The following is a 13,588-nucleotide window of genomic DNA, read 5'->3' on the forward strand; positions in this document are numbered from 1 at the left end:
GTTTCGCACGCTTTCGCGCACTCAACTCGGTCTAAAGACATAATAAAAAAGCATCACTCAATTGAGCAATGCTTTAACTATGAATTTACTTCGAACTAGTTATCACTCTGAAATCCACCAATATCAGGGTACTGGTCGTATAACGTACCATACAAAGCCATAATGTCGTCACCGACTTTATCATGAGCTGCTGTTATCGCACTATCAGGTATTGAATCAACCTCATCAGAGTCACATTTCATTTCTGACACCAATTCGTCTTTAATTTTTCGTACAGTTCCTTGGTCATCATTGGATGGCTCACTACTACTTTCTTGATCTGATGCTTCTTTGCTTCCAGATGATTTATAAGCATCCATATAAACTTTTGCATCATTAGAGGTACCATCAAGTACTTCACCATCGGTTTTAACAAAAAATGGTTCTGCTGGGCCTTTGAAAAAGGTAAAGAATTTACCACCACTATCTAAGGTTAATGGTTCTTTATCTAAATCAATCGCATGTATGTCACCAATACCGACCTTTAGCTTTTTAGCTAGCAAGGTTTTTGCTTGGTCTAAACTAGTAACACTGTTTTCTTTATACGGAGGATTACCAGTTGCAGCTTCAGAGCTGGAAGATTTGGAAGAACTACTAGATGATTTACTATCTCTGCCTTTAGTTCTTGAGTAACCTTTAGAAGCACTCGTATGTTCAGTATGTTCAACTTTCTCATGCCCAGTAAACTTATCATAAATACCTTGGGCGTTCATTCCAACAAAGAAAACACCCACAACAACTGCTAATCCAACTAGTATTCCAAGAACCCATTTCAAGACTTTCATATTTAGAATCCATCTCTCTCAAAGTTATAAACTAAGTTACCATCACGTACCGTATAAATTGCTCTGGTATGATCAACTGGATTTACAATCGTTGTTTCAAAATCGTCTTTAGACTTATCTGGCATTTTACTTTTTAACGACTCATTAAATTCTTTCAATTTATCTTTATACTTATAAATAGTAGAGTATGGTTCTTCATCACCAATGGCGGCTCTAACGTCAGTATCTAAAGCTGAACCATCTTTACCAATGATATCAAAACGATTAACTGATTTGTTATAGTAAACTTCAATATTCTTACCAAATACTTTAGTAGCTTTAGTGTAACCCAGATCAGCAACCTGTTGCTGTGTTTGATGATTGCGTTTGTAATTTTGATAGCCAAATACGCCCAGACCACCAATTAGCACAACGGCCACTACAACAATTGCAATGATAATAGCTGTTAAATTCTTAGGTTTATTTGTCGTTGCAGTAGCTGTAACCATATTATCAGACGTTGTCTGTTGTTGTGGCTGTTGAACCGTTTGTTGTGGTTGAACTGTTACTGTTGGTTGTTCATCACTTTTGTTATCGCTCTCAACCATTTTTTGTTCTGCACCACAATAGATACAAAACTTTGAATCTGCGGGGATACTCTTACCGCAATTGCTACAATTCTTCATAATTAACTACCTCACAATTGTTTTTTATAAATATGTATCTGGACCATATAAATTAGGACCTTTGGTACCTTCTGTACACATAAAAATCAATAGAATTAATCCACCGACCAGTGGTATCCACGATATAAAATACATTAACCCCGAATGGTTAGCATCATGCAATCTTCTAACACATGCTGATATACCAGGAAAACCAATAACAATAATAACTGCATAAAACATTATCATTCCAAAGCCTAATAGTGTTTCATCCTCAAATATTTCATAGTTCAAGGCTAGTAAGAAGAATCCAATAACCGTTACTATAGTTACTAATATTGCGAATCCCAAGGTTGCCCACCAATAATCAGCTCGACTCATTCTTCCACTGAATTTAAAAGTGTCACGAAATAGTTTCTTAGTTGAGTTAATGACACCAGGGGCAACGTAGCCTTGATAATTAGTTACTTGATTATTTGGTGTGACGCTACTATTTGCTGGTTGACTCGCACCACAATATGGGCAGAAGGAGGTGCTTAGGGATATCTCCTTACCGCAGTTAACACAGTACTTACCGTTATTCATTAAGCAATCACCACTCCATCACCATATACTGTAATAGCTGGTACCGACTGTCCGTTAACTAGTCTAGTAGTCGTTACTATTCGCATATTAACAATTCCGTCTAGCTTATTTGCATTAAAAACATTACGTAATGAGTCCATTGCTGAATCCCAAGCGTTCGCTGTTGTTCCATCAGTTTGAATACTTTCAGCCATGATTGTCATACTTTGTTGGTATCCTTCTGGCAGGCTACCTGAGGTAATCAAGAATCTAATATCCTCATTAACCGTCGAATGTACTTGTAATGCACGTCCATTCAACATTCTTACTTTTGGTTCAACGTCTTCCAAACTAGTTCCACATTTAACACAGAACTTAGCTTCAACAGCATTTTCAGCTTTACAGTTAGGACATTCTTTATATTCTGAATTCATTTAATATCCTCCTACGCCTGGTTTTTATCGATTAACATTAAATAGAAGATATATAGGTTAACTAGTGGTACAAAATGTAACCATGCCAAGTTTTTATCTTTACCTAGATAATTCAATCTACGCATTGTAGGCGCAATCATACAAGTTGCTTGAAAAATAACATATACAAAATAGAAGAATCCTGCTAATCCCACTGAAATCATCAGCAATATTGTGTATATCAAACTAAAGGCAACTCCCAATATAGTCAAACCAAGAATATCCCACCAGAAGGCGCCTTTATTTTGCTCTTTAGTTTTTGTTCCAAAATCAAATAAATACGCATAAGCATACTTAATATTCGGCATGAATCCAACAGTGTTAATAGTGTCACCATCTGTCATTTGACTAGTAGCATTACTAAAACTTGTACTCTGTTGGTTGGCTTGTTGATTGTTAGACTCATTAGTGGTACTAGTTTGTTCCGGTTGCTTAGCTCCACAGTTAGGGCAGAACATTACATCTGCTGCCATTTTTTGACCACAATTTACACAAAATTTCTCCATAATAAATTTCCTTCTTTCATATTAATATCCTAAATATTTCTAATTTGTCGCATTACCCATTTTTGCGAATAACCGTATTTATGTGATAGTTCAACTGAATTAGTGCCGTCATACTCCTTTCTAACTAGCTTTGCAGCTGCGTTGCGTTCATACATATGTGATGGAAGCGTCAATTGGGTACCGTGATACTCTTCATATACTTTGAGCATTGCCTGCTCTCCGATCAATTCGTGTAGCCCCTTGTAAAAATAATTAAGTGCTTCCACTGAAATTGTAGAAGTTGATTCTTCTTTTTTATTGTTCAATAAGGTACACCTCCAAGCTTTAGTTTACCCGCTACAATACGTACTAGCTATGACACTTATGAATGAACTTTCCTTATACTTTCCCTTAATAAAAGACAATTAAAAAAAGGCCTTATTTACATAAGACCAATAAAATAATATATATTTGTAAATTGTTATGAGTGCAAGTAGGGTCGATAGTGCCCCAATTTCAAATCAGTGCCACGTGGTGNCAATAAGGTACACCTCCAAGCTTTAGTTTACCCGCTACAATACGTACTAGCTATGACACTTATGAATGAACTTTCCTTATACTTTCCCTTAATAAAAGACAATTAAAAAAAGGCCTTATTTACATAAGACCAATAAAATAATATATATTTGTAAATTGTTATGAGTGCAAGTAGGGTCGATAGTGCCCCAATTTCAAATCAGTGCCACGTGGTGCCACTATTTTTAGCGACTTTTTAGTGACCAATCAGTGACCGAAACCAAAAAAAGAGCCCCAATCCATCAGGATTGGAGCTCTTTTCACTTAATGTAATCGTTGATTAGTTAAGCTTTGTCTTACCTTGTACTTCAAGCTTGTCGTTGAAGTCGTAGACTACTGGTTCACCAGTTGCCATTTCAAGGTTAATAATATCGTCGTCAGAAATGTCTTCGATATATTTGCTTAGGGCACGTAATGAATTACCATGTGCAGCGATAATTACGTTCTTGCCATCAAGAAGCTTTGGTGCGATTTCGTCTTCCCAGAAAGGAATAACACGTTCCAAAGTAACCTTAAGGTTTTCACCACCAGGAATGATCTTTGGATCTAAGTTAGCGTAACGACGATCGTTAGCTGCTGAACCTTCATCATTAGCGTCTAACAATGGAGGAAGAACATCGTATGAACGACGCCATGTATGAACTTGGTCATCGCCCCATTTTTTAGCTGCTTCAGCCTTGTTTTGGCCTTGTAAAGCACCGTAATGACGTTCGTTTAAGCGCCATGTCTTTGTTTCAGGAATCCAGAGTTGATCTGAACCTTCAAGAGCATAGTGCAAAGTTTTGATAGCACGAGTTAAAACTGATGTGTAAGCATAGTCAAATTCAAGACCAGCTTCCTTAATTAACTTACCAGCGTTTTGTGCTTGTTTAACACCTTCATCACTTAAGTCTACGTCAACCCAACCAGTAAATTGGTTAGATAAGTTCCATTGACTTTGACCATGACGGATCAATACTAATTTTGCCATAATGTATGAAAACCTCTTTCTTATTTTAATTTACAATAGCTATTTTACAATTATTAGCCCTGATGTACAAACCTTATTTCATTAACTAGGAAAGACTTTGCTAAATGCCTCTTTCAAGCTCACCTTATGCTTGTCCGCGTAGTTGCGAACTTGAGCGATATCTGTATTACTCATAGACTCAACTTGAACCTTTGATAATCCACTCTTTTCAAGCTGACTCCGCAATGTATCGGCATCCCCATTTGAAATTTTTTCATTAGCTTTCGGCGTAAATTCGTTTGTACCTTTATATGCTTTAGCTGCTGCTTTTTCACTTGAAGTTAATTTAGCATCACTCTGAGCACTGCTAGAAGATTCTTTCTTGCTGCTACTCTTCGTTGAATTCATCTTGTCTGAGCTCGAGCTTTCAGTATCGCTTGCCTGATTAGTATTCGTATCGGCTGAACTATCATCCTTACGTGGCAGCTTCAACGTATTATCAGTGTTTACGAGTCCCATGTTATTTGATTGGCGTAACTTAGTAGCTTGATCACGCAGTGTTTCATAGTAGCTTTGTTTGAAATCTGTTTCACTAAACAATAAATCTAACTCTGAGTTGGAATCCATAAACATTTGTGCCGCGTTGTATTCCTGTGCTTTTTGCAGCATACTACTAAATCGTTTAAAGTTTTTCTGAACTTGATCAACTAAACTAATTCGGTCATCAGCGCGCTTGTCTAAAACACTCGACCCCTTTTTGTAACTTAAAACGTCTTTATAACTTTGTTTTGCCATTGCAAATTGATGACTGTTCAATTCACTTTCAGCTCGAACAAATTTTTTCGTTTGGTCTAATAAGTCCTGTGCTTTTTTGTCATTTTGAACTCGAATTAAGGCGTCTGAAAAATAGTTTTGAGCTGCCGCATAATGCTTCTGTTTGACTGCTACTTCGCCATTTAGAATATCTTGATTATATTGATTACGAACTTCACGGTAGTGTGAATATGAGTAGCCGCCAACAACACCGACAACTAGAAAAATAACAATTGCCCAAATCCATTTTTTCAAAAGTCTTACCCCCTTAAATCAGTTAAAGTAATTATAACACGAGAAAATGTCTGGTTTAGGCTAAAGCATTTGAAAAAAGGGCTAAATCAGCGTATAACATTACGTGTATCTTTACGAAAGGAACTGGGTAATATGCTTGAAAAACAATTCTACAAAACATTTTTAAAACACTCTTTCAACATCCCCGTAAAAGTTAATTATTGGGACGGAAGTAGTGCTGTATATGGTGATGGTGAACCAGAAGTTACCATTACATTTAAAGAAGCAATTCCAATCCGCGATATCACAAAAAATGCCTCCATTGCATTAGGTGAAGGATATATGGATGGAAAGATTGAAATCGAAGGTAGCATCCAGGAGTTAATTACTTCGGCATATGAAAATGCGGATAGTTTCTTTCATAATAAGAAGTTCATTCACTTCTTACCTAAACAAAGTCATGATGAAAAAGAGAGTTTGGATGATATTCAAACTCACTATGATTTAGGAAATGATTTCTACAGCTTATGGTTAGATCCAACCATGACATACTCATGTGCATATTTTGAAACAGATCAAGATGATCTTGAAACTGCTCAAATGAACAAAGTACGTCATATCATTAAAAAATTGGATCCTAAACCAGGCAAGACTTTACTTGATATCGGTTGTGGCTGGGGAACTCTGATGTTAACTGCTGCTAAAGAATTTGATCTTAAAGTTGTTGGTGTCACACTTAGTCAAGAACAATACAACTTAGTTAGCAAACGAATCGAAGACGAAGGTTTAAGTGGTGTCGCTGAAGTTCGTCTAGAAGACTACCGTGAACTTGGCGATGAAAAGTTTGATTACATCACTAGTGTTGGGATGTTCGAACATGTTGGCCAAGAAAACTTAGGAATCTACTTTAACAACGTTGCTAAGTACCTTAAGAACGATGGTGTGGCTTTAATCCACGGTATCACTCGTCAACAAGGCGGAGCTAACAATGGTTGGTTGAACAAATGGATCTTCCCAGGTGGCTACGTTCCTGGTTTGATTGAAAACACTCAACATATTATTGAAAGTGGTCTTCAAATTGATGACTTAGAGCCACTTCGTCGTCACTATCAAAAGACGACCGAAATTTGGGACTTAAACTTCAACAAACATCGTGCTGAAATCACAGAAATGTTTGACGAACGCTTCGTTCGGATGTGGGATCTCTATCTACAAGCATGTGCCGCTTCATTTGAATCTGGAAACATTGACGTTATGCAATTCCTTCTAACAAAGGGTGCTAGCGGTCGTGTTCTTCCAATGACTCGTGCATATATGTATGAAAAAGAAAATCAAAAATAAATTTTAATTTTGAACGTCAATCGTAAAAACTCGGTTGACGTTTTTTTATAGTCTGAAAACCAAATATACAAATCTGCGTACTTAATTTATAGGTCGCTTACCATTCGTAAAAACCAACGACGGGTGGGAGGTGGTATAGATGTTTTCCCAAATTTGGGCGCCCGTTTTAGTGATTTTAATTAGTCATTTCATTGAAATCACGATTCGGATGATCATATTGTATTGGTTACACAATCATGACCAGCATTAATACAAGCGACTCATTTAACCCCACCCGTTTTACTTAATAAACGTCAAAAAAACGCCAGACTAGTCATCACCTAGTCTGGCGTTTGGTGGTTTATATGCTCTCCCAAATACAACTTTATTATAACGGGGAAACAGTAACAATTCAACGCTAATACTCTGACTTTATTTTAGAGTTTTTTCAAGGCTTTCACGTAATTAAAATATAGTCGCCTACATCTGTAGAATTTTACGGCAGATGGAAGGTGGAGACTATGTTTTCCATAATTATCGGACCCGTTCTCGTCATTTTGATTACCAATGTAATTGATTTTATCGTTCGGGTGATTATCTTATACTGGTTGAATAAGCATAATCGACATTAAAGGCGACTAACTAACTTCCAACCCCACCCTTTTTACTTAATAAACGTAAAAAAACGCCAGACTAGCTCCGACTAGTCTGGCGTTTGGTGGTTACATGTTTTCCATAATCTATAGCCATTATAATATCAACTCATTTTATGTTCAATAGATACATAGCCACTTTATTTTAAATACTTACAATACTTTCAGCGTATTTATAGCACCTTTTGAAATCGCTTTCATTATGTTAGACTCAATTTAACAAATACAATAGATTGTGAGGCATTTATTTTGAAAATTGAATCTGAACATTTTGACCCAACCACCTGGTATACATTATCAAATGATAACCAAATTTCGGTAACCATTAGTACTTTAGGAGCTACGGTAGTTGCTATTAATACTCCAGATAAATATGGCAAAGTAGCTAACATTGTTTTAGGATTTAAGGACCATCAAGAATATCTCAAGCATCATGACTTCTTTGGGGCAAGCATCGCTCGAGTAGCTGGCAGAATTAAAGACGCCACCTGGAGAGATTATAATCTTGATCAAAATAACACTCCAAATAGCATGCACGGCGGAGATCATCCATCAATTAGTTACTCACTCTGGACTAAAGTAAGTTCATTTACACGTGAACACGAAGTCGGACTAGTATTAAAATACTTCAGTCCTGATAACGAGAATGGCTATCCTGGCGATTTAACTATGAACGTGATTTTTAGATTGAACGACCAGAACCAATTCTCCATAACTTACATGGGGCATACCTCAAAACAAACTCTATTTAATCCAACAACTCATAACTACTTTAATCTATCAGGAGATGCATCCCGAACAATTGAACAACATGAACTCAAAATTGACTCTGATAATATTACCGAAGTAGACGAAAATAAAGTACCAACAGGAAATCTTTTAACTGTTGATAACACGCCTTTTGATTTTCATGCATCCGTCAGTTTGGGTGGCCACTTATCTGAAATTGATGGTGGCTTAGACACACCATTTAAAGTTGATCCTAAATCTGATGATCCCCAACTCAGTCTTTTCGATCCTGAATCGGGACGTAAATTACGAATTAAGACATCCGCTAACTCATTTGTAGTATTTTCATCAACCGGATTTGAAGGCGACTTTGTTGTTAATGGCAATCGTAAAATGACTTCTCAACTCGGACTAGCGATTGAACCACAAATGCTTCCAGATGCTATGCATCATTCCGGATTTGGAAATGTGATCCTGTCCCCTTCTAAGCCAATAATGTATCAAAATGTTTATTACTTAAATTAATTATTTATTTTGTCGTTAAGATAGATCCGTATCTATTTAGGAGGCCCTATTAGTAGCTTTAATACCAAACATAACAAAGTCACTTGGATTCTGAACTTGGAATAATTACTGGTTCCTTAACAGTCGCGTGATTGATAAACAAAAAGTCACCAATGGCGACTATTAAGCCACACAAAAAGGACTCATTCAAATGAGTCCTTTTGTATTTAACCAAAATGACGTTTCCACCAACCCTGTTTTTTAGGAGCTTCAAGCAATTGCTTATTTTGTTCAGCAAGCTCATCCAGCTTCTTTTCCAAACGTAGGTTTTCTTCGTGATAAGACTGATTTTGTTCAGCAACTTTAGTAAGTAGCTTTTTCAAATCGTCCATATCTTTATTTTGAGAAACGATAAATTTTTGCATTGCGTGGTCGAGCACCATAGGTTTGTTTTGATCACCTTTTTGGTCTTTCCCGTCGCCATCATCCATACCCAAAGTAACCTGAACAGCTTGCTTTAAAGTATGACGTTCGCCTAATAGGCGGTTCATTTCTTCTAATATTTTCATGTCGTCTTCTGAATAGATTCGACGACCGCGACCATCATGCTGAAATTCATGGCCATTTCTTTCCATTTCTTTTGCCCAATTACCAAGTGTTGCTAAACTTCCGATACGTTCTATTTTACTGACAACGTCTGAACCGGTAATAAATTCATCCGCTTTGATGTCTTTTGCCATTTTTTCACCTACTTTAAAGTTAAGTTTACTACAATTGATGTAACATTTGAAGAACAATCCTGGTTCAAAACCCTTACGTATCAGTTAGTTACTCGTCGAACCCGGTTTGCTAAATAAAATAGTGATAAACCACTTAATTCACAACCAAAAATCAAAATTGCCATGGGAGCATAACTATGAGCGCCCATTACTCCGGCAATTGGTGATGCTAAAGCCCCAATAATATTCATTAGTAATCCAAGAACTGCTGAAGCTGATCCACCATTTTCACGACCTTCAATTCCCATTGCCATTGAAGTTGCAACAGTATTCACAATTCCCACACAGAAAATCACAATGAACAGTGGAATAATAACTAAAATGGCCATCGGATTCACAAACAAGCTGACAACCATGAGTACACTAGCAAAGAGGCCAACTACTAATGCTCCCATTAAAATCCGTTGGTTACTGATATAATCGGTTAAATATCCCGGTAAGTTATTACCTAAGATAATGCCCAATCCATTAATGGCATATAAGAAACTGAATTGTCCCACTGTCATGTGGAAGTAATTTTGAAAGACAAATGACGAAGCTGAAATGTAACTAAATAGTGCTCCAAAAATCAATCCTTGTACGAGTGCAATTAATACAAATCGACGATGACTGAACATTTTTAACATTGATTTGAAACTGTTAAGAATTGGTTCATCTCGACGGCTTACTGTTGGCAATGTTTCTGGAATCGTGAAGAATATCCCAATCACCGTTAATACTCCAATAACAAACAGGAGAATGAAAATCCCCTCCCAATGAACAAATGGCAACAGAATTCCACCAATAATTGGCGAAATAATTGGAAATACTCCGTTAACTGCCATCAACATCGCATAAAAGCGAGTTAGTTCTTTGCCTTCAAACATATCCCGGGCAACTGCTCGTGATAATACCTGTCCCGTCGATCCGGCCAATCCCTGAATCAATCGGAGTAAAATAAAAATCCAAATATTAGGCGCAAAGACACAGGCTAATGAAGTTAAACCATACAAAGCAAATCCCACCATCAATGGAATTCGACGTCCAATATGATCACTCAGCGGTCCAATAAATAATTGACCTACCGCTAGTCCAACTAAACAGAACGTGATACTTAGCTGAAGCATCGATGCCGAAGATCCAAAATAGTGTTGCATTTGAGGCAATCCTGGCAAATACATATCCATTGAAAGTGGTCCTGTTGCGCTGACCAATCCCATGAATCCGATTAACCAAATTTGTTTTACTTTTGACATATGTTGTTGCTGCAATTCGGTTGCCCCCTTAAAATTAACAAATTCTAGTGTAACTTAACTTAAGTTAAAATCCTAGTATCGTTATTTTGTTAGCACTCATTTTCATCTCAAGCTCGTTCATTTTATTATCAAAAATTCTGTTGTAAACTGATAGGTAAATCAGAAACATTCAAAACCCACTCGGAGGAATCCATATGGTGTGGTCTTTATTAAGTTGGAATCCATTTAAACGGCACCTTTCAGAGGAAGAGTTAATTAATAAAACTAGCGACACTATGAAAAAGTACCATTTAAAGGGACGCGTTGTGTTAGTCGATCAGCATCGAAATATTAATTTATCGATTGGTATTGGGCTAGCAGACTTTACTAATCAAATTAGGAATGATAATCCTGCGGTAGTTTATCCCAGTGCGTCTTTACAAAAATCAATGACGGCTGCCATGATGGTTCAACTGATAAACGAGTCTCAAGGTTCAGGACAACCACTCAGTCAATTTACAACGATTGAAACATGGTTCCCTAATTTAATCGGAGCTGAAACAATCTCGCTTGGAAATCTACTAACCCAAACTTCCGGGATTAGGGATTCCGACCATGAAGTAGACTTAGGAACAACACTCAGTGAAGATGCAGCCATCTCAGCTACTATTACTAGAATTAATAAGGTTGGCTTAAAATCAAAAGTTTTCAACTATAATAATGACAACTTTATTCTATTAGCTGGTATCATTAGACAAATCACTGGAGATTCTTACGCCAATAACTTGCAGAAGCGGATTATTGAACCGCTTGAGTTGAAACATTCATTTATGTGGCACGCGGTTCCAGATAACTTTATCAAATCTCGCTCGTATGAAGCTATCTCTAACGATTATCAAAATGAAACAGCAGTATCAGATAGTCTCGTTTCAACAATTGTTGGTGCAGGCAACATGTTCACCACTCCGGAAGACTATTACCAGTTTCAAATTGGCCTGGTAAATGGTAAGATTTTAAATACTGCTGATTACGGGTATTTAGCACATTTAGAATCAAAATCAGTCACTGGATATGCTGGTGGTTTCTATTTTAGAAATCGAAATCATGTTAAAAATGTCTACGGATCACTAGTTGATAATCACTTTGGTAATTGGATGCAAATGTCTAGTGATAATCAAAAGGGCATCATTTTATTTGTAAACCAAACAAGCGTTATCAAAAACGGTTCACGTGGTGATACGATTAAACAAGCCGGAATCGAAATTTTGCGGAACTTATAGAATCAATTTTAAAGAATGAGGAAAATACATGTACAAGAAACCTAGTTACAATAAAAAAGCAGCGCCTAAAAAACGCCGTTTAGAAGTCGGACAAGAGATTCCCCTTAAGATTAAGCGTATGGGAATCAATGGTGAAGGAATTGGTTACTTCGAACGTACCATTTGTTTCATCGAAGGTGCACTCCCCGGTGAAAAGGTAATTGCCAAGATTACTGAGATTAAACCTCGTTATATGAATGGGGTCGTTGTGAAGATTAAACAAGCTTCTCCTGACCGGGTTGAACCAGTTGATAGTTACGCTGGTGAAGTTGGTGGATTTGAACTTGAACATTTAGCATACCCTGCTCAATTAGAATTCAAACGTGATGTAATTAAACAATCACTGACTAAATTCCGTCCCGAAGGCTACAAGCAATATGATCTTCGCCCAACAATTGGCATGGAAGATCCAGCCGGATACCGCAATAAGTCTCAATTTCAATTTCGAAAGATTGACGGTAAAATTGCCGCTGGTTTATACAAAACCAACAGTCATGATTTAGTTGATCTCGAAACATGTAGCGTTCAGCACCCATTAACATTAGCAATCACTCGCTATGTTGTGGACTTGTTGGAAAAGTACAATGTCTTTGTTTACGACGAACGACGCGATACAGGTGTAGTTAAAACATTGGTTGTCCGTGTCGCAATGGAAACTAACGAAGCTCAAGTTGTGTTTGTTACTAACGAATATGATCTTCCACACGAAGAAGATATTGTCGCTGATTTACTAGAGAAGTTCCCTGAAATTGTTTCAATTATGCAAAATCATAATCCTGGCCGGACTTCATTGGTTTGGGGTGACAACACTTGGCTATTGCATGGTAAGGAATATATCACTGAAAAATTAGATGGTTTAACTTTCAAACTATCTGCACGTGCGTTTTTCCAACTTAATCCTAAGCAAACGGTAAAGTTATACGATGAAGCTCGAAAAGCCTTAGAACTCTCTGAAAATGACAATCTAATTGATGCATATTCTGGAGTTGGTACAATCGGTTTGTCATTAGCTAAACATGCTAAAGAAGTTCGCGGAATGGATGTCATCCCCGAATCTGTCGAAGATGCTAACGACAATGCAAAAGCTAACGGCATTACCAACGCTCATTACGAGCATGGTGGTGCTGAACGTTTAATGCCACTTTGGGCTAAAGAAGGCTTCAAACCTGATTCACTTGTCGTTGATCCACCACGTGTCGGTTTGGATGACCGTTTAATTTCATCTATTCTTAAAACTAAGCCAAAGCACTTTGTTTACATTTCATGTAACCCATCAACACTAGCACGTGATCTAGTTCGCCTAACTAAGTCGTACGACGTGGCCTACATTCAATCAATTGATATGTTCCCACAAACTGCTCGAGTTGAAGCAGTTGTTAAATTAACGCTTAAATAACCTAAAAAATAGAGGTTGAGAAAACTATCGTTTTCCCACAACCTCTATTTCCTACGTTTAGTCAAGCATAGCCTTTACCTTACGATAAATATTAACCACTACAAATAAGCCG

The 13,588-nt window shown here is 37.2% G+C and carries 14 protein-coding genes; 4 read left to right on the forward strand and 10 right to left on the reverse strand.

Annotation, left to right across the window (positions count from 1 at the left end; genetic code table 11):
• Positions 1–95: 95 nt before the first annotated feature.
• From IV88_RS07900 to IV88_RS07935, 8 genes are all read right to left on the reverse strand, one after another.
• Positions 96–824, reverse strand: a complete 729-nt coding sequence (locus IV88_RS07900) for a hypothetical protein (RefSeq protein ID WP_057800362.1) — start codon at positions 822–824, stop codon at positions 96–98.
• Positions 825–826: 2 nt separating this feature from the next.
• Positions 827–1,489, reverse strand: coding sequence for a zinc ribbon domain-containing protein (locus IV88_RS07905; RefSeq protein ID WP_057800363.1), 663 nt, complete (start codon positions 1,487–1,489; stop codon positions 827–829).
• A 24-nt stretch (positions 1,490–1,513) separates the two neighbouring features.
• Positions 1,514–2,053: a DUF805 domain-containing protein gene (locus IV88_RS07910; RefSeq protein ID WP_057800364.1), complete on the reverse strand. Its 540-nt coding sequence runs from the start codon at positions 2,051–2,053 to the stop codon at positions 1,514–1,516.
• Complete coding sequence (locus tag IV88_RS07915) at positions 2,053–2,466, reverse strand: zinc ribbon domain-containing protein (RefSeq protein ID WP_057800365.1); 414 nt, start codon at positions 2,464–2,466, stop codon at positions 2,053–2,055. Before IV88_RS07915 ends, IV88_RS07910 begins: the two co-directional genes overlap by 1 nt.
• A gap of 11 nt (positions 2,467–2,477) precedes the next feature.
• Complete coding sequence (locus tag IV88_RS07920) at positions 2,478–3,011, reverse strand: DUF805 domain-containing protein (protein WP_057800366.1); 534 nt, start codon at positions 3,009–3,011, stop codon at positions 2,478–2,480.
• Positions 3,012–3,040: 29 nt separating this feature from the next.
• Positions 3,041–3,316 carry a Mor transcription activator family protein gene (locus tag IV88_RS07925; RefSeq protein WP_057800367.1) on the reverse strand — a complete coding sequence of 92 codons (276 nt, stop codon included), beginning with the start codon at positions 3,314–3,316 and terminating at the stop codon, positions 3,041–3,043.
• 530 nt (positions 3,317–3,846) lie between these two features.
• Complete coding sequence (locus IV88_RS07930; protein ID WP_057800368.1) at positions 3,847–4,536, reverse strand: 2,3-diphosphoglycerate-dependent phosphoglycerate mutase; 690 nt, start codon at positions 4,534–4,536, stop codon at positions 3,847–3,849.
• An 81-nt stretch (positions 4,537–4,617) separates the two neighbouring features.
• Complete coding sequence (locus tag IV88_RS07935) at positions 4,618–5,583, reverse strand: hypothetical protein (protein ID WP_057800369.1); 966 nt, start codon at positions 5,581–5,583, stop codon at positions 4,618–4,620.
• A 132-nt stretch (positions 5,584–5,715) separates the two neighbouring features.
• Between IV88_RS07935 and IV88_RS07940 the strand changes: the two genes are divergently transcribed.
• Both IV88_RS07940 and IV88_RS07945 read left to right on the forward strand, forming a co-directional pair.
• Positions 5,716–6,903 carry an SAM-dependent methyltransferase gene (locus IV88_RS07940; RefSeq protein ID WP_057800370.1) on the forward strand — a complete coding sequence of 396 codons (1,188 nt, stop codon included), beginning with the start codon at positions 5,716–5,718 and terminating at the stop codon, positions 6,901–6,903.
• Positions 6,904–7,784: 881 nt separating this feature from the next.
• The gene (locus tag IV88_RS07945) at positions 7,785–8,789 is read left to right on the forward strand and encodes an aldose epimerase family protein (protein ID WP_057800371.1); all 1,005 of its coding nucleotides are present in this window, start codon (positions 7,785–7,787) and stop codon (positions 8,787–8,789) included.
• Between the two features lie 206 nt (positions 8,790–8,995).
• Here IV88_RS07945 and IV88_RS07950 read toward each other — a convergent pair whose 3' ends face one another.
• Both IV88_RS07950 and IV88_RS07955 read right to left on the reverse strand, forming a co-directional pair.
• The gene (locus IV88_RS07950) at positions 8,996–9,508 is read right to left on the reverse strand and encodes a MerR family transcriptional regulator (protein ID WP_057800372.1); all 513 of its coding nucleotides are present in this window, start codon (positions 9,506–9,508) and stop codon (positions 8,996–8,998) included.
• An 80-nt stretch (positions 9,509–9,588) separates the two neighbouring features.
• On the reverse strand, positions 9,589–10,797 hold the full coding sequence (locus IV88_RS07955; protein WP_236698616.1) for a multidrug effflux MFS transporter: 1,209 nt from the start codon (positions 10,795–10,797) through the stop codon (positions 9,589–9,591).
• Positions 10,798–10,976: 179 nt separating this feature from the next.
• On the opposite strand from IV88_RS07955, the gene IV88_RS07960 reads away from it, so the two are divergent.
• Positions 10,977–12,041: a serine hydrolase domain-containing protein gene (locus IV88_RS07960; protein WP_057800373.1), complete on the forward strand. Its 1,065-nt coding sequence runs from the start codon at positions 10,977–10,979 to the stop codon at positions 12,039–12,041.
• Positions 12,042–12,069: 28 nt separating this feature from the next.
• Entirely contained in the window at positions 12,070–13,476 is a 1,407-nt protein-coding gene (gene rlmD, locus IV88_RS07965) for a 23S rRNA (uracil(1939)-C(5))-methyltransferase RlmD (protein WP_057800374.1), read from the forward strand.
• The last annotated feature ends 112 nt before the right edge of the window (positions 13,477–13,588 follow it).

The organism is Pediococcus argentinicus, from assembly GCF_001437605.1.
Classification (GTDB): domain Bacteria; phylum Bacillota; class Bacilli; order Lactobacillales; family Lactobacillaceae; genus Pediococcus; species Pediococcus argentinicus.